This is a genomic window from Mesorhizobium sp. M0410, from assembly GCF_040321435.1.
Taxonomy (GTDB): domain Bacteria; phylum Pseudomonadota; class Alphaproteobacteria; order Rhizobiales; family Rhizobiaceae; genus Mesorhizobium.
The window spans coordinates 31,745-56,187 of the sequence record NZ_JAMYRN010000022.1 but is presented as its reverse complement, the minus strand read 5'-3'; the positions used below and the strand labels follow the sequence as shown (position 1 = coordinate 56,187).

The 24,443-nt window shown below is 59.3% G+C and carries 23 protein-coding genes and 1 pseudogene; 16 read left to right on the top strand and 8 right to left on the bottom strand.

The features are described 5' to 3' along the window. Nucleotides 1–24: 24 nt before the first annotated feature. From NKI63_RS25125 to NKI63_RS25115, 3 genes are read right to left on the bottom strand one after another with little or no spacing between them, the layout of a single operon-like run. Nucleotides 25–966, bottom strand: coding sequence for a type II secretion system F family protein (locus tag NKI63_RS25125; protein ID WP_502899860.1), 942 nt, complete (start codon nt 964–966; stop codon nt 25–27). Nucleotides 967–987: 21 nt separating this feature from the next. Further along, on the bottom strand, nt 988–1,959 hold the full coding sequence (locus tag NKI63_RS25120) for a type II secretion system F family protein (RefSeq protein ID WP_352542681.1): 972 nt from the start codon (nt 1,957–1,959) through the stop codon (nt 988–990). After that, nucleotides 1,959–3,341 carry a TadA family conjugal transfer-associated ATPase gene (locus tag NKI63_RS25115; RefSeq protein WP_352823779.1) on the bottom strand — a complete coding sequence of 461 codons (1,383 nt, stop codon included), beginning with the start codon at nt 3,339–3,341 and terminating at the stop codon, nt 1,959–1,961. The genes NKI63_RS25120 and NKI63_RS25115 overlap by 1 nt, the downstream gene beginning before the upstream one ends. 543 nt (nt 3,342–3,884) lie before the next feature. Between NKI63_RS25115 and NKI63_RS25110 the strand changes: the two genes are divergently transcribed. The 12 genes from NKI63_RS25110 (at nt 3,885) to NKI63_RS25055 (ending at nt 13,475) form a co-directional block, all read left to right on the top strand. After that, entirely contained in the window at nt 3,885–4,058 is a 174-nt protein-coding gene (locus tag NKI63_RS25110) for a Flp family type IVb pilin (RefSeq protein ID WP_352507998.1), read from the top strand. 84 nt (nt 4,059–4,142) lie between these two features. Further along, complete coding sequence (gene cpaB / locus NKI63_RS25105) at nt 4,143–5,180, top strand: Flp pilus assembly protein CpaB (protein WP_352823776.1); 1,038 nt, start codon at nt 4,143–4,145, stop codon at nt 5,178–5,180. Nucleotides 5,181–5,235: 55 nt separating this feature from the next. After that, complete coding sequence (locus NKI63_RS25100) at nt 5,236–6,681, top strand: type II and III secretion system protein family protein (protein ID WP_352823773.1); 1,446 nt, start codon at nt 5,236–5,238, stop codon at nt 6,679–6,681. A 10-nt stretch (nt 6,682–6,691) separates the two neighbouring features. Continuing rightward, complete coding sequence (locus tag NKI63_RS25095) at nt 6,692–6,958, top strand: hypothetical protein (protein ID WP_352508001.1); 267 nt, start codon at nt 6,692–6,694, stop codon at nt 6,956–6,958. Between the two features lie 63 nt (nt 6,959–7,021). Next, a complete protein-coding gene (locus NKI63_RS25090; RefSeq protein WP_352823769.1) occupies nt 7,022–8,506 on the top strand; it encodes a TadE/TadG family type IV pilus assembly protein in 1,485 nt (494 codons plus the stop codon). Next, the gene (locus NKI63_RS25085; protein ID WP_352685437.1) at nt 8,506–9,039 is read left to right on the top strand and encodes a TadE/TadG family type IV pilus assembly protein; all 534 of its coding nucleotides are present in this window, start codon (nt 8,506–8,508) and stop codon (nt 9,037–9,039) included. Before NKI63_RS25090 ends, NKI63_RS25085 begins: the two co-directional genes overlap by 1 nt. Nucleotides 9,040–9,041: 2 nt before the next feature. After that, nucleotides 9,042–9,677, top strand: coding sequence for a TadE/TadG family type IV pilus assembly protein (locus NKI63_RS25080; RefSeq protein ID WP_352823766.1), 636 nt, complete (start codon nt 9,042–9,044; stop codon nt 9,675–9,677). Then, nucleotides 9,674–10,837, top strand: coding sequence for a CpaE/TadZ family protein (locus NKI63_RS25075; protein WP_352823764.1), 1,164 nt, complete (start codon nt 9,674–9,676; stop codon nt 10,835–10,837). Before NKI63_RS25080 ends, NKI63_RS25075 begins: the two co-directional genes overlap by 4 nt. Beyond that, nucleotides 10,821–11,402, top strand: coding sequence for a L,D-transpeptidase (locus tag NKI63_RS25070; protein WP_352508005.1), 582 nt, complete (start codon nt 10,821–10,823; stop codon nt 11,400–11,402). The genes NKI63_RS25075 and NKI63_RS25070 overlap by 17 nt, the downstream gene beginning before the upstream one ends. Continuing rightward, a complete protein-coding gene (locus tag NKI63_RS25065) occupies nt 11,399–11,992 on the top strand; it encodes a hypothetical protein (RefSeq protein WP_352508007.1) in 594 nt (197 codons plus the stop codon). Before NKI63_RS25070 ends, NKI63_RS25065 begins: the two co-directional genes overlap by 4 nt. A 214-nt stretch (nt 11,993–12,206) precedes the next feature. Further along, nucleotides 12,207–12,842 (top strand): ribbon-helix-helix domain-containing protein, encoded by a 636-nt coding sequence (locus tag NKI63_RS25060; protein WP_502900508.1) that lies wholly within the window; start codon nt 12,207–12,209, stop codon nt 12,840–12,842. Between the two features lie 339 nt (nt 12,843–13,181). Beyond that, nucleotides 13,182–13,475 carry a hypothetical protein gene (locus NKI63_RS25055; RefSeq protein WP_352823759.1) on the top strand — a complete coding sequence of 98 codons (294 nt, stop codon included), beginning with the start codon at nt 13,182–13,184 and terminating at the stop codon, nt 13,473–13,475. A gap of 989 nt (nt 13,476–14,464) precedes the next feature. On the opposite strand, the pseudogene NKI63_RS25050 reads toward NKI63_RS25055, so the two are convergent. The 5 genes and pseudogenes from NKI63_RS25050 to NKI63_RS25030 all read right to left on the bottom strand — a co-directional run bounded on the left by NKI63_RS25050 (nt 14,465) and on the right by NKI63_RS25030 (nt 20,741). Next, nucleotides 14,465–15,666, bottom strand: a pseudogene (locus NKI63_RS25050) (IS256 family transposase). Between the two features lie 390 nt (nt 15,667–16,056). Then, nucleotides 16,057–17,196 (bottom strand): LacI family DNA-binding transcriptional regulator, encoded by a 1,140-nt coding sequence (locus NKI63_RS25045; RefSeq protein WP_352823756.1) that lies wholly within the window; start codon nt 17,194–17,196, stop codon nt 16,057–16,059. 78 nt (nt 17,197–17,274) lie between these two features. Continuing rightward, nucleotides 17,275–18,804 carry an amino acid ABC transporter permease/ATP-binding protein gene (locus NKI63_RS25040; RefSeq protein ID WP_352753132.1) on the bottom strand — a complete coding sequence of 510 codons (1,530 nt, stop codon included), beginning with the start codon at nt 18,802–18,804 and terminating at the stop codon, nt 17,275–17,277. Nucleotides 18,805–18,880: 76 nt separating this feature from the next. Then, nucleotides 18,881–19,717, bottom strand: a complete 837-nt coding sequence (locus NKI63_RS25035; protein ID WP_352753134.1) for an ABC transporter substrate-binding protein — start codon at nt 19,715–19,717, stop codon at nt 18,881–18,883. A gap of 157 nt (nt 19,718–19,874) precedes the next feature. After that, nucleotides 19,875–20,741, bottom strand: coding sequence for a PfkB family carbohydrate kinase (locus tag NKI63_RS25030; protein ID WP_352823752.1), 867 nt, complete (start codon nt 20,739–20,741; stop codon nt 19,875–19,877). 102 nt (nt 20,742–20,843) lie between these two features. Here NKI63_RS25030 and NKI63_RS25025 point away from each other — a divergent pair, with 102 nt between their 5' ends. From NKI63_RS25025 to NKI63_RS25010, 4 genes are all read left to right on the top strand, one after another. Beyond that, on the top strand, nt 20,844–21,845 hold the full coding sequence (locus NKI63_RS25025; RefSeq protein WP_352823749.1) for an SIS domain-containing protein: 1,002 nt from the start codon (nt 20,844–20,846) through the stop codon (nt 21,843–21,845). Nucleotides 21,846–21,908: 63 nt separating this feature from the next. After that, the gene (locus tag NKI63_RS25020; protein WP_352509061.1) at nt 21,909–23,036 is read left to right on the top strand and encodes an NAD(P)/FAD-dependent oxidoreductase; all 1,128 of its coding nucleotides are present in this window, start codon (nt 21,909–21,911) and stop codon (nt 23,034–23,036) included. Nucleotides 23,037–23,466: 430 nt separating this feature from the next. Beyond that, nucleotides 23,467–23,709 carry a type II toxin-antitoxin system Phd/YefM family antitoxin gene (locus tag NKI63_RS25015; protein ID WP_292653697.1) on the top strand — a complete coding sequence of 81 codons (243 nt, stop codon included), beginning with the start codon at nt 23,467–23,469 and terminating at the stop codon, nt 23,707–23,709. Further along, nucleotides 23,690–24,145 carry a type II toxin-antitoxin system VapC family toxin gene (locus NKI63_RS25010; RefSeq protein ID WP_352823746.1) on the top strand — a complete coding sequence of 152 codons (456 nt, stop codon included), beginning with the start codon at nt 23,690–23,692 and terminating at the stop codon, nt 24,143–24,145. Before NKI63_RS25015 ends, NKI63_RS25010 begins: the two co-directional genes overlap by 20 nt. The last annotated feature ends 298 nt before the right edge of the window (nt 24,146–24,443 follow it).

Here is a 24,443-nt window from a genome sequence, read left to right as displayed (position 1 = left end):
CCCCTGACCAAAGCACATCCCGGTCTAGAAGAAAATGCCCTTCATTCGAATGATCACTGGAAGCATCACAACCATCATCACAACAGGAAAGATGCATAGCCCCAGTGGTATCATCATCTTGACAGGCAAAGCGTTGGCGCGTTCCTCGGCGAAGAGAATTCTTTGTCCCCGCATTTCGTCGCTGTAGACGCGCAAGGCGTCCGTCAAACTGGTGCCGAGCTCTTCGGATTGACGGAACAGCACAGCCAGCGCGCGCGCCTCCTCCAGTCCAACGCGGTCGGATAGTTCGCGCAGGGCCTCGCGCAACGGCTTGCCCGCGCGCAACTGAAGATTCATGATCGCGAGTTGGATACCGAGCCATCTGTGGGTGCCAGCCAGTTCGCTGCCGACACGCTCGACAGCCGCCTCGAGGCTCATGCCGGCATCGGCGCAGGTGATCATCATGTCCATGAAATCCGGAAAGCCGCGACGATAAATCTGCTTTTGTCCCTTTTCGAATCGATCGAGAGCAATGCTCGGAATGACGATGCATCCCAGCCCAAGCAGGGCAGAGCCTGCAAAGGTGACAAGACCGGGAAGTCCGGGTGGCAATATCCGCGACAGGAGCGCAAACGTCACGGAAAAGCCAAGACAGACCGCACCAAGACGCGACAGAGTATAGATCATTGGCGCGCTTGACTGATAGAAGCCGGCGCGAAAGAGCTTTGCGTCCAGCGCGCTGGGCTGGTCGCGTTCTTTTTCGATCGATCTGAAATAGGCGTCGACCGGCCGCTGTGCTGAAATCTTGGCCAGTTCTTCCTGGCCCAAAAGCGAGCGGCGGTTGGGAATGCCCTCTGCCAGCAGGCTTTGCGCAACCAGTTTCCTCGTCTGCAGCGCCGGCAAGACGACGAGCGCGCCCACCAGAAACAGCGCTACGGCCGCCAGGAAGACGGCGATGGACACCAGAAGGCTCAGATCCTGGGTCACAACTTCTATAGCTCCGATCGCTCAAAAATCGAAATTGACCATACGGTACATGATGAAGTCGCCGAGCAGCGCCCAGAACCCGAAAACCAAGAATACAGGCATGATCAAGGGGCTGCCCCATACATCACCGTAGTAGCTGGGGGCTAGGCCCGTGAGGATGGCGAGCATCAAAAGAGGAAACAGGGAAATGATCCACGCGGACATTCGCCCCTCGGCAGAGAGCGCCCTAATCTTCAACCTGAGTTTCTGCCTTTCGCGCAGCACCACTGAGAGATTCGACAGAATTTCGGTAAGGTTGCCGCCGGTCTTGGCCTGAATCGACAGCGACACCGACAGCAAATGCAGACCTTCGAAACCGACGCGCTGCGAGAGTTTTCGCACCGCGTTTTCAAGGCTGAGGCCAAAGGTGATCTCGTCGGAAACAATGCCGAATTCGGTGCCCAGCGGATCAGGCATTTCTCGTGCGACAAGGCTTATAGCCACGGAAGTCGGATGACCGGCACGCAGCGAACGCACGATCATCTCAAGGGCATCCGGCAATTGCTTCGCGAATTTCTGGATTCGCCTGGCGCGCGCGCGGCGGAGAACCAGAAACGGCAGGAGGAATACGATGAGCAGAAAGATGATAAACGAAAACACGGCGGAGAAGTGCAGCAGGAACGCAAATACCAGTGCCAGGGCCAGTCCACCGAGAGCAAATGTCGCGACGAACGACAGCGGATTTCCGGTAACGCCGGATTGCGTGTACAGCCTGTTCAGGCCGACCGCATTGAAAAGAAAGTCGCCCGAGCTGGTAAGCCCACGTTCTTGCAGCAATCGCTGCAAGGTCTGTTCGGCCGGAGCGTCGTCGGCGAGCCGCTTCAGTCGACGGTTGATCGTGCTGACCGTTGAGCGCCGCTTGGAGTAAGTCACATACAGAGCCTCGGCCGCGAGGATGAGCGAGGCAGCCGCCAGTACATAGATGAAGTAGAGCAATGTCTGGCCGGTCAACATTAGAGCGGGACCTGTGGGTTGAACGCGTCCCTGGCGAACTGATGGCCAAGGGTCGCCGCTTCCTGGGCAAAGCGCGGACGAATGCCGGTCGCCCGAAATTCACCAACGATCTGGCCCTCGGCAGTCACATCGCGGCGGACGAAATGGTAAAGTTCCTGAACCTGTACGACATTGCCTTCCATACCGGTGAGTTCTGATATGGAAACAACCCGCCTTCCACCATCGGAAAGCCGTTGCGTCTGCACAATGATGTCGATGGCCGAGGCAATCTGAGCCCGTATTGAATCGTGGCTCATCGGCATGCCGGCCATACCGACCATCTGTTCCAATCGCGATATCGCATCTCGGGGCGTGTTGGCATGAATGGTGGTCATTGAACCTTCATGGCCGGTGTTCATAGCCTGCAGCATGTCGAAGGCTTCCTCGCCTCGCACCTCACCGACGATGATGCGGTCCGGCCGCATGCGAAGCGCATTTTTTAGCAATTCGCGCTGGCGAACTTCGCCCTTTCCCTCAACATTGGGCGGACGCGTCTCGAGACGGCCCACATGCGGCTGCTGCAGTTGCAGTTCCGCTGCGTCCTCGATGGTGATCAGGCGCTCCCTGGCTGGGATGTAGCTCGACAGGGCATTGAGCAGGGTCGTCTTGCCGCTGCCTGTGCCGCCCGAAACCAGGATCGACTTGCGGGCCTGCACGGCAATGCGCAACAGGTCGACCATCGGTTGCCGGATCGAATTAAACGCCATCAGACGTTCGAGCGAATAGGGGTTCTTGGAGAACTTGCGAATCGAGACCAGCGGGCCATCCACCGAGATCGGCCGCACAGCTATATTGACTCGCGACCCATCTTCCAGCCGCGCATCGACCATTGGCGCCGATTCATCGACGCGCCGGCCGATAGCCGAGACGATCTTGTTGATGACACGTAGCAGATGGGCTTCATCGCGAAAGCGGATCGCCGTCTCCTCTATGACTCCCCGCCGCTCGATGAAGACTCGCTTGTGGGTGTTGATCAGAATATCGGAAATCGAATCATCCTTGAGCAAAGGCTCGATCGGACCCAGCCCGAGCATCTCGTCAGCGGTGTCGCTGGTCAATTGGTCAAGTTCGCGGGCGTTAAGCGGCACGTTGCGAGCACGAACGAATTCCCGCACTATGGGGCGGATCTCGTTCAGGATTTCCTCCTTGGACGCACTTTCAAGGGCCGTCAGGTTGAAGCGATCAATCAAGTGGCGGTGGAGCTCGACCTTGAGCGTAAGGAAATCATCCCCCGGCGATTCGAATTCCGCAGAACGGGACAGTACGGGGACTGCCGGCACGATCGGATCGAGCTTCGGCTCGACCCGCGGCTCGCTTGACCCTTTGGTGAACCGGCCCAGCATTTTGCGCTACCCCCTTGGACTCGCCTTCGGGGGTAGTAAACGTTAATCCCGAAGACGGCAGGCACCGAGCACGTTCCCGAACTCAATACTTCTTGCATATTTAACATCCAGGTTGAAAAAACATCTCATCTAATCGAACGAGGCGTCCGGCCGCAAATATACAAGGGGCTGCCAAAACACCGCCTCGCGTCTTTTTGGCCACGATGGCCCCTTTCGGGCTCCGGCAAGCCCTTGGATATAATGGAATATGCCTATCCGCTAATATCGCCTCGCTTCTGCCATAGAAGCGGCGAAATTGTGAACGGATGGTTAAAAGACAGGCGAAAAGCAGGCAGATTCAATGTCTTGCTGCAGACAGAACCTCGAAACGTTAATACCATTTCAGGCACAGCACAGGTATAAAGAAGTTAAAGAACCTCTTAACTTGTTTGACTCTGCTTTTTATCGGCCCCTAGGATTAAGTCGACGGAGGATGCTCAGGTATGCGATTTCATCCTTGGCTCGTCTCGTCAGGGTTTGAACCTCCAAAGGGAGAAATTTGGCATGAAAAAGCTCATGACGATGACCCGGCAGTTTCGCGACGACGAACACGGCGCTGCCATGGTCGAATATACCATCCTGCTCGGCATCATCACTGTCGCAGTGATCGCCACCATCATTCTTGTCGGTGGCTGGGTTGCCGGCCAATGGACGGGGCTTTACGCGCTGTTGCCGTGATCGCTTTAGTCCTACCAACGACGCCGGGGGCTCTCCCGGCGTCGATCCAGGCGATGGGTGAACGGAGTCTGGCGGGGAAAGAAAGTGCGTGCAAATACTGTCATCATGATCGTTCTCGCCGGCGTATTCGGCGTGCTCGCGGTGGTTCTCGCCAATATCTGGCTGACCAGTCAACGCAGTGCTATGGCGAAGACTGACGTGCCGCGCGACACCATCGTGGTCGCGGCCGTATCCTTGAAATTCGGCGACACGCTGTCGGCCGACAAGCTGCGTGAAATCGTATGGCCGGCGGGCGCGGTTCCGGCCGGTGCTTTCAAGACGACAAAGGATTTACTGGCTGGTGAAGGCACAAAGCAGGCGCTGCAGGCGATCGGCGCCAATGAACCCGTTCTTGCCACCAAGATTACCGGTCCCGGCCAGCGCGCCACTCTTTCGGCGGTGCTCGGCGAAGGCATGAAAGCTGTTTCCATCAGAGTCAACGATGTGCTCGGGGTCGCAGGATTCGTTTTCCCAGGTGATCGGGTCGATGTGCTCTTGACCCGCACCGTGCGCAACCCTGGAGATGCAGACCAGAGTTTCGTCGACGTGCTGTTGCAGAGCATGAAGGTGCTCGCCGTCGACCAGGTCGCCGATGAAAGCACCGACAGCCCGACGGTGGTGAAATCGGTGACTGTCGAGGCTAGCACCAAGGACGCCCAGAAGCTGACGCTGGCCGCCGGCGCCGGCCAGTTGTCGCTCGCGCTTCGCCAGGCAGCCGCCGGCAAGGACGAGATCACCCAACGCATCACGCTTTCCGACCTGACCGGCGAAACGCCGGCCGATGTCGCAGCCAGGCAGGCCGAACTCGCCAGGCAGGCGACGGCCGATGCTGCTGCGGCAGCCGAGCGCAAGCGCGCGGACGACAAGATCAATGGCCTGACTCGGGCCGTCGAACAGGTCGGAAACCGGCTCGACGACTTGAGCAAAGCAAAGCCTGCTCCGGCCGTGACCTCGGCACCCGAAGCGCAAGAGGCCGTCAAGGAAGTGATCAAATATGTGCAGCCGGAGCCGTCAGCCCGTGCGACTATCGGCGTTTTTCGGGGCGTGAAGCTCGAAAAATATGACGTACCGCGACAAAGATAACTCTGGTATGTTGAGATAAAGAGCGTCCGAAGAGCCGCCAAAGGGGGGAATGTAGATGCGAACGGTCCGGGAAACACTGGCAGCCGCCGCGCTGGCCTGTTCGGTGATATTACTGCCGATCGGCCTTGAGGCTACGGCAGCCGATCGCCGTATCGACGTGTCGAACCCCAAGGTCCATCGTGTCTTCCTGCCCATGTCGCAATCGCTGACGATTGAGGTGAATGCCACTCTTGGCGATATCGTCGTCGCCGACGAGAAGATCGCAGATGCCCAGCCGATGACGGACAAGACGCTCTACGTCATTGCCAAGGGGGCCGGTACCACAACCGTCAATCTCTTTTCCGAAGACAAGCGCTCGCTTGGCGTAATCCAGATCGAGGTCGGCGTCGACGTCAACGATATGGCGCAGGCAATTCGGCAGGTAGCGCCCAGATCGCGGATCGATATCGGCTCGGTCAATGGCAAGGTCCGGCTCGGCGGGCATGTGAAAGACGGCGCGACGCTGGCGTCGATCCTGGAAGTGGCCCAGCAATACGGTCCCGACGCGATTATCAATGCCGTTACCGTTGATGACAGCCAGCAAGTGAATCTGGAAGTGCGCGTGCTCGAGGCCAAGCGCAATGCCGGTCGCGACCTTGGTGTGTCGATCAGGAGCACGAACAACAGCGGAACGACCCGAACTGGAACGGGCATTGCCGCCGTCGATGAAGATAACGTGGTGCTCGGACCGGGCGGTCTGCTCACTGGCCTGCTCTCGAACACCAATCCGTTCGCGGCGCTGATCACTCGCGTCATCGACAGCAACATCAAGGTCGATCTGATCATCGAGGCGCTTGAGGCAAAGGGTGTCGTGCGCATGTTGGCCGAGCCCAATCTCACCACGCTTTCCGGCGAGCCGGCCAGCTTCAACGCCGGCGGTGAAGTGCCCATCCGCAGCCTCGACAGCGACGGCCAGATCAACATTGTGTACAAGCAGTTCGGCGTGAATCTGCAGTTCACGCCGATCGTGCTCAACGACGACAAGATCCATATCAAGCTAGCGCCGGAGGTAAGCGACCTGAACGGCTTCACGCCGGCTGGCGACCCGATCTTCACCACCCGCAAGCTGGCGACCGTCGTCGAGTTGCGCGACGGCCAGAGTTTCGCCGTCGGCGGGCTCTTGTCCAGCAAGAATACCAAAATCCAGAGGCAGGTGCCATGGCTGGGCCAAGTGCCGATCGTCGGCGCGCTGTTCCACAATTCAAGCAATCAGAAGGAAGAGACCGAACTGGTCGTCATCGTCACCCCGCATATCGTGCGCCCGGCGAAACCCGGCGAGCAACTGGCGACCCCATTCGACAAGACACGGCCGGCCAACGACCCGGAGTTTTTCGTGCTCGGCCAACTGGAAGTAACCAAGGACATGGTGCGCAAATATGAACTGGGCGAAGGCGTCGTCGGCCCCTATGGCCACATGCTCGACCTGAAATCCAAGGACAAGATGACCTATGTCAAGAAATAGGGTGTTGATCATGCTTTTGTGTGCCAGCGGGTTGGCGGGCTGCGCCGACTATCTAAACCGCTACGACACGGTGACACTGGCCGCAGGCGACACCCAGAAATACAATTCGCTTCTGCAGACGGTCGATCCGCTCAATCCGGCGTCGAAAAAGACCGCCATTGAAGGGGATGGCGCGCGCGCTGCTGCTCTTGCCCAGAGTTACAAGTTTCCACCGCCACCACCGCCGCCGCCGGCCATCACGGTCAATGTCGGGACGCCGAAAGACACGGCGGATTGAACAGAAGGATCAGCGCGTCAGGTAAACAAGGAATCCTGGCGTCAAGGAGCAAAGAGCAAGGCCATGCTGCGTATTATTCGCGCGTTCTGGCACGATCAGAGGGGAATAGCGCTGATACTGGTCAGCGTCATGCTGCCGGCGATCATCGGATTTTCTCTGCTGGTGATCGACATGAGCCGGCTCAACAATCTGCATAACGATCTGCAGAAGGGTGCTGATGCGTTTGCCCTGGCAGGCGCGGCTGAGCTGGACGGGACGTCGGGCTCTATCAGCCGTGCTGATAGGGCGATCGCTACGCTGGTACGCAATCGATACACCTTCTCGACCGCCGGCCCTCCTCAAACGCTCGCTTCCGCCGGAGTAACACGCCGATATCTTCGCTCATTGCCGGCCACCGACAATCTCCCGATTGTGCCGGCCAATGTGATCACCGACGAGCTGAATGACGCCAAACTTGCCCGTTTTGTTGAAGTCACTGTAGCCCCGGTCGGGTTTGCTGCAATCTTCCCGGCTTCCTTCTTGTCATCCAGCGCCAGCAACAATTTCAATGTCGGCGCAGTCGCTGTGGCGGGCTTCACTTCCGGCGTGTGCGATTTCACGCCGGTTTTTATGTGCAACCCTTACGAGACGGTGAACGGGACGAATGCAGCGGGCGGATTCACACTTGAGCAGGCCGTCTCCAACCCGGCTGTACATCGTCGACTGATCGAACTGAGGAAGGTCGGAAATGGGGCTGCCGCTGGCCCTGGTAACTTCGGCTTCCTCGAACCTCCGGCCGGTGTGGGGAACGGTGCTCAAGCCCTCGCTCAGACGATTGCAACATCAAGGCCGATTGGTTGCTACAGTTCCGCCAACGTTAGCACGAAAACTGGCCAGAACGCCGGCCCAGTGCAAGACGCCTTCAATGTTCGTTTCGGCATTGCATCCAGCGGCAACCATTTCAATAGTGCTGAATACGGTCCAGCCGCGAACGTCCGCAAAGGGGCAATCAAGACCCGAGGAAGCGCAAACCAATGTCCTTCCATGAACCAACTTTCATTCACCCAAGCTGGAACAATGGGCCTTCCACGCGACGCGACCACTCCATACCTCGGCGGCCGAATGGGCGATGGAAATTGGAATTTCTCTGGTTACTGGAGCACCAACTTTGGTTCCGCTGCCTACCCATCTTCATGGAATACGACCAAGCCGACGCGCTATCAGGTCTACCGTTACGAGATATCAGCCGGGTTGGTAGGCATGGCGTCGACTGGTGGAGAGATCGGAACCCCGTCGGCAACTTGCCAACCTCCTGTCACGACGGTTGACCGTCGGTTGATTTACGGTGCGATCCTGAACTGCAATGCACTCCACGCTGCCGGCAGCGATCTGTCCGGCCACAGCACGGATCTGCCGGTGGAAGCTTTTGGAAGCTTTTTACTGACTGAACCGGTTGCGTCGCCATCGGAAGACGCATCCGTGATGGTTGAATTGGTAGACGTTACTGGGGGTGGCGGCCAGGGCACGCTAGACAATTTCCTCCGCGACGAAGCTCAGCTTTACCGGTGATGGCGATGATTGGAATGCTATTGCGTCATCTCGATAGATTTCGATGCGATCAACGCGGTGCAGTGCTCATCGAAATGACGCTGATCACGCCGCTGATGCTGATTTTGGCGGGTGGCGTGTTCGAGTTCGGCAATCTGATTCACGAAAAACTCTTGATGGAGGCCGGACTTTCAGATGCAAGCCGGTTCGCCGCGCGCTGCAACAGCCAATTGTATACGCAAGCCGGGCTTGCGGCGATCAACTGCGCCGACATCGCTGCAAACATCGCTGTGTTCGGCAATGCCGCGGGAACAGGCAGTGCACGCGTCAGCGGCTGGCAGAAATCGAATGTGACGGTGACAATCGCCGCCTCCGGTTCCTGCCATGACGCTGTGGTTGCCGGCGTCGCGCAATATCGATCAACCACCGCGCAGGTCTGTATCGTCAGGGCTGCGGGTACCTTGGCGTACGGCGGGGTCGGCATGCTATCGATCATCGGCATCGGCCCGATCACGTTGAACGGCTCTCACGAGGAGCGGCTGATCCGGTTCTGACCATGTTCAAGCGTTTTGCGGATTCGGACGACGGCGCGGCGATGGTCGAAATGACGATCGTTTCGACGCTGCTGTTTGCCCTTGTCCTGGGTTTCATCGATTTCGGTCACGCCTTCTACCAATGGAACGCTGCTACCAAGGCGGTCCAACTCGGCGCCCGGCTGGCCTCGATTTCAGACCCCATTGCGACGGCCCTTGCGACTGCGGCGCCGACGACGACACCGGGTGCGCCAGTCGTTGCCGCGGCATATGGCCCCTTTGTCTGCACATATACGGCTGGCACAGGGGCTTGCACCAACGGCGGCACATTCAATGCCGCCAACTTCAGCCGTGTCTTTCGCGGGGACACGGCAAACACCAACGATGATGCCTGTCCCCCACTTGCAGCAAATCAACGGCCCGGGATGTGCCATTTCTTTCCGCGCTTGCGCCGCGACAATGTGGTGGTCACCTACAGCGCCACTGGCTTGGGCTATCAGACCCGGCTGGGGGGACCGGTGCCAACAATCACCGTAAGTCTTCAAAACGTGACCTTTCAGTTCTTCTTTCTGCAAGGGCTGATGGGCTTTGCCAACGTCACCATGCCGTCCATGCTAAGCACGGTTACGGGCGAAGACCTGAAGAGCACATCACCATGAACGCCATCAACACCAAGGTTCTCCCAACCAAACGAAAGCAGGTCGCCCTGTTCTCGTCGGATTCACAGTTCAAGCACGAGGTGGCGACGCGGCTCGACGCGCTGGCTATTTATGACGTCCGGATTTCCGAAACGGATGACTTTCTCAAAGGCCCGACCCCCGACACGCGGCCGGGCATCGTAATCCTCGACCTTGCCAATGGCGAGCTGCTTGGCAAGCCCGGCATTGTCGAGGGGCGCGCCCTGTGGGCGGCCGTGCCGCTGATTGCGGTTTCAGACGAGCTGACCTCTGAACAGACGCGCATCCTGGTGCGGATGAACGCCTCGGACTGGCTGCACAAACCAGTCGATGCCAAGGAGCTTCTGAATGCGGTCACCTTCCATGACACCGGCAACCAGGGCACCAAGAGCCGCATCATCACCTTCATCAGCGCTAGCGGCGGGGCCGGCGCCACGACGCTCGCTTTGTCGGCCGCGGACTTCCTGGCCTCAAAATCCACCGAACGTGCAGCTTCAACCTGCCTCGTCGACCTCGATTTCCAAAGTGCCAATTGTGGCGCCTATCTCAACCTCTTCAACCAGTTCGACCTTGCCGGCATCATCGGCCAGCCGGAAAGGCTCGATGTCGAACTGATGGACGTTATCAAGCTCTCGCGCCCGTCCGGCCTGACGCTGTACGCCTTCGAAAGGCCGCAACTGCCATTCGAGCCGCAGGGCGCGGATTTCGTGTTCCGGCTGCTGGACCTTGTTGCCTATCGCTTCGACGACATCGTCATCGACCTGCCCAACATCGAAACTCCCTGGCAGAATCCTGTGCTTTCCACGAGCGACGCGATCTTCATCGTGTTCGAGCTCAACGTCGCGTCGCTGCGGCAGGGCAAGCGGCTCTACAAGAAGATCCGCGATTTGCGCGGCAATTCGGTGAACATCACGCTGGTCGCCAACAAGCACAAGCGCAAATGGTTCGGCAACCATTTTTCGCGCAGCGAACTCGAGAAGATATTCAAGGCACCGCACATCAAATCGGTTGCCCTGGACAATGCGCTGCTGACCGATGCGCTGAACCGAGCCATCATGCCTTCCGAAGTGGACGGGCGGGCACGCTTCAACAGGGATCTGAAGCGGATTTTCAAAGAGAGGCTCGATGACCCTGCCCGGTAGATACCGCTTCCTTCCGCTGCTTGCAGGCGCGTGCATCATGGGCCTGGTATCGGCCTGGGACTGCGCCCATGCCCGCTCCGCGCTATCGGACCAGCGGCCGCTGCCAGCCATGGGCCCCAGCCTGCGCAAGTTCGTTGCTTTCCAGACCGCGGAACAGCCGGGCACGATCATTATCCGCAAGCACGAGAAGGCGCTTTATCTTGTGACCCGAGAGGGTGAGGCGCTGCGCTATCAGATCAGCGTCGGGCGTGACGGATTTGGCTGGAGCGGCACCGTGGAAGTGAGGGCGAAAACCGAATGGCCGGAATGGCGCCCACCGAAAGAAATGCGCGCGCGCCAGCCGGAGCTGCCGGAGATGGTGCCGGCCGGTCCCTACAATCCGCTCGGCGCACGGGCGCTCTACTTATCCCGAGACGGGCACGACACGCTTTATCGCATACACGGCACCAACGACCCTTCAGGGGTTGGCTTCGACGGCACATCGGGATGCTTTCGTCTTACCAATACCGATGTGATCGATCTTTTCAAGCGCGTTTCGGTCGGTGCAAAGGTGGTGGTCCAATGACGATGATTAGCGACCCGGACATGCCGGCGATCGACATTGGGCCGGCGACCCAAGCATTCGAACAAGCTGTCGCTGGGAAACCGAGCAATGCCAGGATGATCGGCGTTGTCGCCGCAGGCGCCTTGCTGATCACGGGAGCAAATTTAACAGCCGCCGCCTATCTCTTCCGCAGCATCAACGATCTGCGCTCTGTCGAAGGGAGGCTGGAACAGCTCGGATTGTTCGAGCAACGGATTGCGGCCCGCCTCGATACGGTCAACAACGGTTTTCAAAGCCGGTTCGAAAAACTGGACAATCAACTGCAGGGTAGCTTCAGCCAGATCAACGACAGCATTGCCCGAATTGAACAGAACTTACCGGTGGTCCACGACGACGTTTCTACCGTGGCGGAGCCTCTTGTTGAGATGACCAGCGCCACGGCGGAGCCGCTCAGCGATCTCGATGGTGAAGAAGCGACCGAACGCAGTATCGTCGAAGCACCACGCCCGCCCAAAAGGAGCAGTGCAGCACCGGTGCCTCCTGCCCCAAGCTCCTCCTACCGGCGCATAGAGCAGCCTGACGGCAAGGTGTATTATCGCAAGATCGATTAGAGCGGGATACGGGAGCGTAGGGAATGCTTGCCAGAGAAGATCGTCCGCCGCTTTTGGCGTCGCGCGTGTCGCGACAGACGATTCGACGCTCGAAATGGAGGCAGGACTTAGTTGGTCATCCGGGGCATGATGTGCTCAGTCGACACCGAGACGGCCGCAATACGACTCTAAGTTACCTTTTGAAGCCGACCATCAAGGCGTCAGGAGATCATAAGTGAGCGCTATCGCCATTTCTCCTCGCACCAATCGTGATCGGCTGCTTCTAACGATCACGAAAGAGGATTTCGGGCTGGAATTCCGGGTGGTCGCGCGTGGCGGCATACGCCGCGGCATCCGTCTGGAAAAGGCTTTCTGGATATCTCTGAAGCAGATGGCTGAAAGTAGGAAATGCACGATCGGCATGCTGATTGAGGAAATCGCCGAAAGTGCGACCAACACTGGTAACCTGACATCGGCGATACGGGTGGCTTGCATAAACGGGCTCGCGGATGAAAACATCGTCCTGCGGAAGCTTGCATCGATCAGGACAATCAATGCCATATTGCTTGCCTGCCCCTCGCCCGCTTTTGCCTTGGCCTCATCGAAGAAGATCCTGACTTTCAATGCTTCGTTCCAGCAGTTGGTCAAGCGTCAGTTGCCGATCGGAGCAAGCAATGATGCACGACTAAATCTCAAGCTGGCGCTCGATCTTAATGTCGCCGACATCTTTGCCCAACTCGACGCTGGCGAAATACCGATCGCCAGCGGCTTTGTAATCGGGGTCGGCGAACGTCGGCATCGAGGTCAATTGAATATAGTACGCGCGCCCGTACCCGAACCGGAGTTGCTGATGGCGTTCGTCAACGGCTAGAGTTGCGGCCTCCGGGGAGCGAGGCTCAATCCGGGTTGAAGATGCTTCGTGTCATTTCGGGCGAATAGGAACTGTCTGCGCGCCTTCGCTTCGACCCGACCGCTATGGCCAGCTCGACGGCCCACGCCGCAGGAGCGGATTCTGTCATCGCCAATAAACCGAATTCATTACAATGAAGGGCGACAACCTCGAAGAGAGAGGGCATGACGACGTACTGGCGCCAGGGAAGGCTTAGCGAGCGGAAAAACGGAATTGGATCCAAGCTCGGGTGATCATCGGGCAAATCCCCGTGGAAAAGCTACGCAAGCTGCAAGAAGAAATTTCGCAGGATCGAAACACATGTGTTGGCTGGAAAATAGTAAGCTTCCTCGATCCGCGAAGGTCATTGCCGAGGCTGAGCACGCCGAACGTACCGAAAAAACAGCAAGATTGAGATCGCTTCGGATGGCAGCTCAAAGTGACCTGAAGGTTCCGCTCGTTGAGGAACTCGACTGCTCTTTACTTGTCGCCGCACTGACTAGCGGCGAATTGTCGGCTGAACCTGCCGACGGCCTGAATGATCGCACTGGCAGGGGCCGAGCAAGGGCAACGGGCAAAAACCAGTATTCCTCCGCGCTCGCCAATTCGAATTAGCGAGTGTTGCCTCGTCCGATGACTCAGAAGGCGATCTTGACACCCGGCCTGCCACTGACAGTGGAACTGTCTTGAGACCACTTGCCGCAATTTCACTGCTGAGCGTGGTCGATTGAGCGTTGAACCCCGACGACATTGCGACGAGAAGTCTGCGTTTTCAAACTCACTCTCTCTGCTGTCAACGCTTGCCGTGTTGGAATAGCCGAAGCGCTCCTGGATATCCGCTCGCGCAAATGGGCTGATCACCTGATCACCTGATCACCATACCGTCGCCGAACAGAAAATCGGCGTAAAATCCAGGTGGCTCTTTCGATACGAGACCTGAGCCCGTCAACAGCGCAGCCTTGGCAAGTTATTGGCTACCCTGCAGACGGGCCATTGGGTCCCATTTCCATCAAGATGCCGCAGCTTTGATGTTCGCCGCACCTTGGGTTCGCACGCATACAAGTTCGGTCTCTATGCTGTTCTCGATTGGCTGCGGCGAAGCTTTGCGCGCGATGCTCCGTTACAGGAAACGGCTTGAACGCTCCCCGCGCGGCGTGGGGCCGGCTCGCTTGGGCTGTTCTGTCTGGCGACAGCGGCTGTTTCACGCGAATTTTGCAAAAAAATGAACTGGTGCATTTGAAAAAGGATCTCGTGCTGTAGGCACCGCAGCTATATCCCTCGATTGGGTGATTAGCCGCTGGCGGTCTCCCGACTGGAACCCCGAACACTTTGCGAATTGTTGGCGGATCCGACAGGACTCTGAGGCATAGCTAAGATCGCTTTAGCTCGCGCCCGAGCATGTTCCCGTCTTCGATCATCTGCGCGGTCATCCCGCATCTTCTATGACATGGGCTTCAACGGAACCGGCATTGCACAGACGCCCATCGGCGGCCGCGTGCTCGCCAGTCTGGTGCTCAGCGCAAGGACCGGCGGAGCGCCAGCGGTCTTGTCGGCATCGACCGGCGGCGGGACTGTCAGGAATTCTGTGCGCGAGGCCGGTCTCGTCATTGGCTGACGAACCTCTCGCCGAAGACAACGGCGAACTGGTCTTGGCCTCGAACCATTCGCGCGGCGGTCGTTTCCATTCCTCAGCCGCATGGTTCAGGACCAGATATAGCAGTTTCATCGCCGCGTCGTCACTCGGGAAGTGTCCGCGGGTGCGGACGGCGCGGCGCAGCTTGGAGTTCAACGCCTCAATTGCATTCGTCGTGTAGATGATCCGGCGCACGCTTTCTGGGAAGGCGAAGAACGGCACGACGTGCTGCCAGTTGCGCCGCCAGCTCTGAGTGATCGCGGGATATCGCTGGCCCCAGTAGCCGGCCTCGAATTCCTCCAGGGCCTTCATGCCGGCTTCGGCGTCCTTGGCCCGGTAGATCGCACGCAGCGCCGGCACGACGGGCTTGCGGTCCTTCCATGACACGAACTCCAGGGAATGGCGGATCAGGTGCACGATGCAGGTTTGAACCACGGTTTGGGGGAAGACGGCGTTGATCGCCTCGGGAAAACCCTTTAGGCCATCGACGACGGCGATCAAGACGTCGGCGACGCCACGACTCTTCAACTCGTTCATGACGCGCAGCCAGAACTTGGCGCCCTCGGTCTGCTCGATCCAGATGCCGAGGATCTCCTTCGTGCCATCCGGCAGGATGCCGAGCGCGATGTAGACGGCCTTGTTCCTGACGAAGCCCTCGTCCCTGATCTTGACCCGGATGGCATCGAAGAAGACGAGCGGATAGACCACATCCAGCGAGCGATTCTGCCACTCCGCCACTTCCTCCAGGACAGCGTCGGTGACGGCCGAGATCAGGTCCGGCGACACGTCTATGCCGTAGAGCTCCTCCAGGTGGCCGCGGATCTCGCGCACCGTCATGCCGCGCGCATACATGGAGATGATCTTCTCGTCGAAGTCTGGGAAGCGGCGCTGATATTTGGCGATCAGCTTCGGATCGAAGATTCCGGCACGGTCGCGCGGGATCGTCAGCGTCATCTTCGATGTGCCCGTCAGCACCGATTTCCGCGAATGGCCATTGCGGCGATTGGCGTTGCCGTCGGCCTGCTCTTCATCGAGGTGCTCGTCCAGTTCGGCGTTCAGAATCCGCTCCGAAAGCGCCTTCTTCAGATCGTCGAGCAGCCCGTCTCTGGCGAAAACCTCATTCGGATCGCGGCCCGCAAGCAGTTGGTCCAGAAGTTCCTTCTCAATCGCCATGTGATGATTCTCTCCTTTCCATCATCATGGCCTCGCGGACAGAATTCCTGACAGTCCCACCGGCGGCTGGCATTGCCTCCAGAGCCGTTCCGCTATCTCGGCGCCAGACTTGTACGCGGCGCAATCCGGCGCAAGAGCGACATCGAGATCCGCAATCGGAACCCGGATGTTCTCACCCGTTTTCTTGCGCAGCTTACGCCGAGGCATCGCAAGCAGTAGTAGTCGTGCCCAGCAGTCCGCCTGGGCTGTCATTCAGCCGAGCCGATCCCGATGGCCGATGTTGTTGTAGGCAAGCGAAGAGACATACGACACGTCAATATCCGTGCATGGCCTCAACCTCGGCATAGACGCGCTGCAATTCAGCTCCAGCCAGACCGTCGCGGCCGGAGATCAGACGGCCTCGCGGTTGCGGTGAACCGCAATTGAATTACGCTCCACCAAGCGGGCCGCCAGCACACGGTGCTCGAAAGGCAAACTGGCCTCCCCTAACCTCCTCAAGAGAAGCTCCGCTGCCGCCGCTCCGATCAATTGCGCTGGCTGCGCGATGGCTGTGATGCCGTGGGCCACGAATTGCATCCAATCGAGATCGTCGAAGCAAAGCAGCGAAACGTCTCCTGGAATCGCAAGTCTTAGTGCGGAAGTCGCCTCCAGAACGCCTGTCGACATCACACCATCGGCGGTAAATAGAGCGGACGGCGTATTGCGCATTGTCAGCAGATCGAGCGCCTCCTTGCGAGCTGCCTCGCTAGAATAGACCGCTACGCGGCGGATCAACTGTAGATCCGGCTCGATACCCGCGGCACGATGGGCTTCGAGATAACCCAACAATCGTTGCCAGCTTGGATGATGGTAGCGAACATCGAAGCTGGAGAGATCAACGTTCGCCACAAAGGAGCCAACATCATCGCGGTGGCCCGGCCCGAGTTCCGCCAGTATTCCGATGCGGCTGTGTCCGGCGGCGATCATGGCCGCGATGCTGTTACGCGTTACAGAAACGTTGTCGACCACGACTGAATCGGTTTCCAGGCCCGCCACTATACGGTCGAACTGCACGACGGGGCAGCGGGCCGCGACTGCTTCACGAAGATGATCCGGCTCGTCCACGAAGGTCGATGAGACGATCAACCCATCGACCTGCTTTTCCAGCAGCAACTGCACCGCCTCTCGCTCGAGTTCGGCATTTTCGTCACTATTCGTGACGATTACCCCGAAGCCGCCACGGCGCGCGACATCCCCTATTCCGCGCAGCACGCTGGCGTAGAATGGGCTTTCGATGTCGCCAACCACAACTCCGATAGTCTGCGTCTTACCGGTGATCAGGCCTTTGGCCAGACGATTGGGGCGATAGCCCAGCGCAGCTGCGGCGGCGCGCACCTTCTCCTGAACCTCGGAGCTGCTGTAGCCGTAGCCACCAAGGACACGCCCGGCGGTGGCGGAACTCACCCCGGCCCGGCGAGCGACCTCTATGATAGTTGCATTTTTCGACGATCTTTGAGTCACTCGGCAAACCCCGCCGTCACGCGCGCGCATGACGGCGACCTAGCGGCAGTTAAGCCAGCCCCGCAAGGCCGAACACCGCAACAGCCGCCGTTGCGCACACCATTGCAATCACAGCACCTCTGACAAAAAGCGCCGAAGACGTGGACTCTGCGGATTGTCGAAAAGGTCCTCTGGTCGTCCTGCCTCGACAATCCGCCCCTCGTCCATGAATACGACCTGGTTCGCGACCTTGCGAGCGAAGTTCATCTCGTGTGTAACGACGACCATCGTCATCCCGCCCCGTCCGAGGTCGGCCATCAAGTTCAGGACACCTTTGACCAATTCCGGATCGAGCGCACTGGTGACTTCGTCGAACAGCATAATTTCGGGTTCGAGGGCCAGGGCGCGCGCGATGGCTACCCGCTGCTGTTGCCCGCCCGAGAGATTGGCCGGCCGATGGTCTTTGCGCTCCAGCAGTCCGACTTCATGCAGCCTCGCTAAGGCCGCCCCCTCAGCCTCCTCGCGCGACATGCGTTTAACTTTGCGCAGCGCCAGGGTGATGTTGGCGAGCGCGCTGCGGTCGGGAAACAGATTGAACTGCTGGAAAACCATGCCGACGCGCCGCCGGAGTTGGTCAGGGGTCTGTTTGTAGATGCTTTCGCCATCGAGTAGAATGTCACCGGCTCGACACTCTACGAGGCGGTTGAGGCAACGCAGCAAGGTCGACTTGCCCGAGCCGGACGGCCCGATGAGACAGGTGACAGTCCCGGGCTCCACTTTCAGACTGACGTCATGGAGCACCTGGACGGCGCCATAGGCCATGTCGATATTCTTGACCTCGATGCCGCCGCCCTTGAAGCGGGTGGGCGCCGCTGCGGGCAATTTCGCTGCGCCCGGCACGACCGCCTCGGCAAGCTCGGCGACTTCCTTGAGGCCGCTCTGCACAGCGGTGATACGTTTGCCGACGCGCATGCGCGCGTCGATGTAATTGACGAGGTGGGTCAGCGGCACCGTGATCACGAGATAGAACACGCCGGCCAGCAACAGCGGTGACAAGTTGCCGGTCAGCACGGCCTGGTCTTGGCCGACGCGGAACAGTTCGCGTTCGGAGGCGAGAAGGCCAAGGAAATAGACCAGGCTGGAGTCCTTGACGTTACCGATGAACTGGTTGACCAGTGCGGGCAGGACGCGGCGGATGCCTTGCGGGATCACCACCAGGCGCATGCCTTGGCCGTACGTCATACCGAGAGTGCGGGTGGCGTCGATCTGACCACGCTCGACGCTCTGGATGCCGGCGCGGAAAATCTCTCCGATATAGGCGCCGGCGATCAGGCTGAGCGCCAGAATGCCCAGCGGATAAGGCGATGGACCGAACAGATCTCGGCCCAACCGCGCGAAGCCTTGGCCAATGATCAGGATCGTGACAATAGCAGGAAGCCCGCGGAAGATATCGGTGTAGACCCGCGCAAGGAGTTTCAGCGGCCGGTTCTCCGAAATCCCCATGACTGCGAGGACGATACCGATCAGCGTCCCGAAAAACGTCGAGGCAAGGGCCAGGATCAAAGTGTTCTTGAGGCCGACCATCACCATGTTTGGCAGAACTTCTGCCATCGCCTGGAAATCAAGGAAGCTGCGGGCGAAGGTATCGAACCAGCTCATATCAAGTCCATCTATAACTCGGCCGGGCACCGTTGCTCACGGGCCCGGCCGGAAACGAAAATGAATACGCGCGAATTTACTTCTTGGGCAGATATTGATCGGGCATCGGAGTGCCCGGGAACCACTTCTCATGCAGCCGTTTCCAGGTGCCATCGTCCATGGCCTCGCGCAGCGCCTTGTTGAGCGCCTCGCGGAAGGCATCGTTGCCTTTCTTGACCACGAACCCGGCCGGCGCATCGAAGGACGGCACGTTCATTGTTATCTTCAGGTTCTTATAGCGCTCCACATACTGCTTGGCCGACTCATAATCAGTGAAGTGGCCATCGATCGTCCCGTTATTCAGCGCCGCCACCGCAGTGTTGTTGTCGGGGAATTTGACAATGTCGCCCTTCAGATTCTTCTCGGCATAGATTTCCTGCAGCGTTCCCTGGATCACGCCGATGCGCTTTCCGGCGGTGCTCTCATTGCTCGTCAGTGCCGGATCAGCCGAAATGATCGACAGGTAGCCGGCGAGATAGCCGTCGCCAAAATCCACGGTCTTCTTGCGCTCCGCGGTCGTGCCAATGGCGGCGACAGCGACGTCGAAGCGGCCGTTGGCCACGGATGGCAGCAGCGCCGAGAATTCCTGCCCGGTGAAAACGACCTGCTCTTCCTTGAACCCGAGCCGGCGCGCTACGTCGCGGAAGAGTTCAGCGTCGAAGCCCGTGAAATTACCGTTGGCGTCGGTGAAGACGTAGGGTTTCGCATCGCCCATGGTTCCGACGCTGATCACCGTCGGGTCGATGAGGTTGTAGGGGTTGTCGGCCGCGTTTGCCTGCGTTGACGAGGCCAACGTGCCAAGTCCTGTCAACAGCGCGATCGTCAGCGCCAGACCGGATTTCACCAGTTGGCGCCTGCTCGAATTCGTTTGCATGTCTTCTCCTCTTACGATTGGCCAAACCGGCCTGTGATCCCACTCGACGTCTCATCCATCAAAACGCTCTTAGGCGGCGCTCAGTATGAATGAGAACGTTATCATTTCATTTAGCATTGTCCATTTGTCGCGTCAATTGTTCCGGAGAATTTCGCGCCTAGACGGTTTTTCCGTCTTGCACGTGCAGAGTTCCGCGGAGGATCTCCGGCGTCATCTTCCCTATGTCGATTGCTGTCGCATGGCCAATCGCCCCGTAGTATCGGCAGGTAGCGGCCGCTGCCTCCGCGGCATGACCGAGGATGCCCTGAGGCGCCTCTTCCCTGAGCAGGCCGAATAGCGTTCTGGCGATGAAGGTGTCGCCCGCGCCCAAGGTGTCGACGGGTTCGACCAGCCGCGCCGGGGTGCTGTAGGAGACGGTGTCGCTGTGAAGCACCGCGCCAGCTCGACCTCGAGTCACCAGAACCCATTTTGAACCACATGCAAGCAGTTCGGATACGATTGCAGCCAATTTATCGTCGTTGAGACCGTCGCCCGAGACGGAGGCCAGATAGCAATAGCGCCCAATCTCGCGCCGGTGTCCCGGCTCCCGCCGTGTAGAAAAATCGTAAGATAACAGGGATTTGCTCGATACCGCGGCAACCCACGGGTCTAACCCGCTGGATTGGCCGATGTGGACGGCCTGAAAGCCCGAGAGAAAATCCAGATCTTTTTGCGTCGGCGTAAACACCGAAACTCCGAGATCGAAGTCCAGGAAAATCCGATCGGCGTTGCGGTGACCTATGAGGCAGTAAGCGGTAGGCCCCTTGAGGCGCCGTAATCGGCTAACGTCCACGCGCTCCGACGTCAATGCAGTGCGGATCAGGTCCCCTGCCCGGTCTTTGCCGATCGCTCCGACATAGGCCGATCGTCCGCCGAAGCGGCTGACATAGACCGAGACATTGAGGCAATTTCCGCCAGGATACATCTCGTCGCGAGCAAGATAACAATCGACCACATTATCGCCTATCGCGGCAATCTTGACCATTGCAGGACTTTCGGTTTAAAGGATGTGATAACGTTCGCACAATGGCTGCCACCTGTCAATTGTGCGCCGGCCCCTAGTTCTGCCAGCCAGACGAGAAAGCCCATGATTTCCGCCCTGCCCGCCGACGTGGAACGCGCCCTGACCGCTACGGCGGGCAAGCGATTTTCGCACCTATTCCTCGTGGCGTGCGGCGGCTCGCTCTCGATCATGATGGCAGGCAAATACTTCGTCGACCGTCACAGCGGCACATTCGCCTGCGACATCTACAACGCGGATGAGTTCGTCTGCCGAGATCCGCGACGGTTGGGACCTGACACGCTCGTTGTCCTTTGCTCGCAGACAGGAACCACCACGGAGACCGTGCGGGCGGCCAATCACGCAAAACACCGAGGCGCAACGACAATCGGTATGACGCTCGACCAAACATCGCCCCTCGCGCGGGCGGTCGACCACCCGGTAGCCTACCAGGCATCCTACACGACGGGCAAAGCAATCGATGCGGCCTACAGCAATTACGGCGTGCTCTATATGTTGCTCGCTGGCCTGATCGATGCTCGGGAGGATGCCAAGCTAACCGCCGACCTGCTGATGAGCCTGAGCCATCTTCAGCCGGCCATCGAACGTGCGCACCGGATCTATGCCGACCGGTTTCGGGCCTTTGCACCCCGTTTCGCGCCGCGCAAGGGGATCTACACACTTGCCAGCGGTGCCAGCTATGGCGCGGCCTATTCCTACGCCATCTGCGTGTTGATGGAGATGCAATGGTACGACTCGCAGGCCATACACGCCAACGAGTTTTTCCATGGCCCCTTTGAGGTGGTGGACAAGGATGCCGGCTTCGTCGTGATGTTGGGCTTGGACGAAACGAGGCGCCTCACGGAACGCGCCCGCGACTTCCTTGTCAAGTACGGCAGCCGGGAAAACACCCTGGTGCTCGATGGAGCGGAACTCGACCTCAGCGGTATGTCCAATCGCATCAAACCCTATCTCGTGCCCTTGGTCTTCTTCGACACTCTGTGGCGTTTTGCCTACGAGCTGGCCGGTCTGCGCGGCCGGCCGATGCTCGAGGGCCGGCGCTACATGAAGAAGCTAACGGACTACTAGTTCCGCCGCGCTCTGCAGCGATCTAACAACTCCAGCCCGTCTTCTGCGAAGAAGGATTTCTCTATGACTGCATTCCCAAAGCCGCGCCATGTCGTTGTTATCGGCGCGGGCATCTTCGGCATCTCTTCCGCGTTGCACCTCGCTCGTCTTGGCGTTGATGTAACCATTGTCAACGACGGCGCGCCCGCCAATGGCGCATCCAGCCGTTCACTTTCCTGGCTGAACTCAGCACGACGTGCGGACACTGCCTACCACCGCCTGAGGCTTGCAGGCATCGACCGTTATCGGACCCTGGCCGCCACAAGGCCGGAAACGGCGGCCTGGCTTCGCTTTGACGGCGGCCTCACCTGGGATGCGGATGACGAGGCGAACCAGATCGCGTCCATCTGCCAGCTGGAGCAGGATATCGGGTATGACGCGCTTCTGCTCGGCCCTGCCGAAGTCGGCGCAGTGGCGCCCGGCGTCAACGCCAGCGCCATCACCCCGCAGGGTGCCATCTTCAATCCTGGCGAAGGATGGGTTGACCTGCCCTGCCTGATCGATCTGCTGCTCAATGAGTTCCGCTCCCGCGGCGGCAAACTCGTGCAGAACGCTGGACGCGTGCGGATAGATGCCACAGATGGTCGCGCGCGTGGCGTCGTCACTGCCGACGGTATGCCGTTAAAGGCGGATGCGGTGGTCCTTGCCGTTGGGCCAGCGACGCCCGCCATGCTCGCGACGGTCGGAGTTCATGTCCCCGACGCCACCCCGATTTCACTTCTCTTGAAAACCAAGCCGATCAAGACCGAGCTCCGTGCCGTGCTGAATACGCCCCGCGTGGCGGTGCGCCCGACGCCGGATGGCGCACTTGTTTTGGATTCGGCGTGGTCGGAGGAAGAAGTCATGGTGAACTCCGACGGAACCTACACCGTGCACGACAAGACCGTCAAAGGACTGCTCGAGGAGGCTAGTGCGGTGCTCGAGGGCAATCCGCGGCTCCAACTCGCTACCTATGCAGTTGGCCCGAAGCCGATCCCCGGCGATGGCGAGCCAGTGCTTGGCTCCGTCGAGACCGTTGCCGGGCTTCACGTCGCCTTTAGCCACAGCGGCGCCACGCTTGGATTGATCGTCGGCGAATTGCTTGCCAAAGAAATCGCCTCAGGCAATCCGCATCCCATGCTTGCAACGTTCCGCCCTAATCGTTTCAACTGAAAGGGCAATTGGGCAAGGCCGAACCGTCCAGATGGGCCGCGGGCCTGGGGAATCTTGCCCTTACCGAGAGAGGGGTGACAGGATCGCGTGATCAGGTCGTCGTCTTATGGTCAGATGGCCACTCGCGATCCATTGGAGTGCGCTGACCGCGACAAGTTGCAAGCCTCCGCATCTTCGAAAACCAGATAACCGCGCACGATCAGAAGCCCCGTTCCACCAGAACGAACAACTTCACCTTGTTGAGAGACGGCCCGCCTTGCGGTCTGCGAGGGGTCGGCAATGTCCAGGCCTAGTGACTTGACCAAGCATTGACCAAGCGTCAGCATTGCGCCTATTGTTGTGTACAGCGATTGTCGGGCAATCCACACTCAGCTCAACGGCAATGAACACGGCTCGCCGCGAGGGGCCCCGACGTGTACAAGGACAGAAAATGCCCATCACGGTGAAAGTTGGCGAGGCCAAGACGCATCTCTCGGAACTGCTTTCAAGAGTCGAAGCAGGCGAGGAGGTGATTATTTCGCGCGGCAACGATCCCATCGCTAAACTGTCGCGGATTCAACGGCGCAACGATGTCGAAGCCGTGATCGAAGAGATCAGCGCTGCCCGGGCCCGCGCCAAGCCCGTGACGCAGGACGAAATTCGGGCCTGGCGCGATGAAGGGCGCCGCGCTTGATGGCGATCATCGTGTGATGCCTTTCGTTGTCGACCTTTCCATGGCGGCTGCCTGGATTGTTCCTGATGAAGACAGCGAGGCGGCGGCCGCCCTGATGCGACGATTGCCGGGAACAAGGGCGCCTGTCCCTTCTCTGTTCTGGCACGAGGCGCGGAACGTCGTACTGATTGCCGAGCGGTGTGGCCGCATCGCGGCGGGCGAAGCTGCCACCACCATGGCACGGCTGCGCCGATTGCCGCTAGAGGACGCGGGCGGCGGGTCGGACGGCGCGGTGCTGAGCCTAGCGGCTTCGCACGGGCTCAGCGTCTATGACGCCGCCTATCTTGCGCTGGCAATCGAAACCGAGTTGCCCCTGGCCACCCTCGATCGTAAGCTCGCATTTGCCGCGCGCGGCCAGGGAGTCCGAATTCTGGGGCCGCTCGCGAATGGCAACTGACCTCTTCGCTCGACCACCTGCCAATGTTGTTCGACGTGCCAAAGTCTCTCGTTTCCGTGCTGCCCTTGGATCGCCGCAAGTTTCTGGCCGAACTTTGACCGACGACGCCCGCGCCCTGGGAACCTGCCCCATCTGGCTAGGAAGGCATTTTGTGCCCAGAGGCGCTTGACCGCCGGTCGGCCCGGAAAACCGGTTAAAATCCTATTTGCGGAAAGAAACGGGCACAAGCGACCTTGGCAGTTCGATAACGCGCCGATATGCGGGCCAAGGGTGGCTGCAATGCTGGGGGGCCAGATGC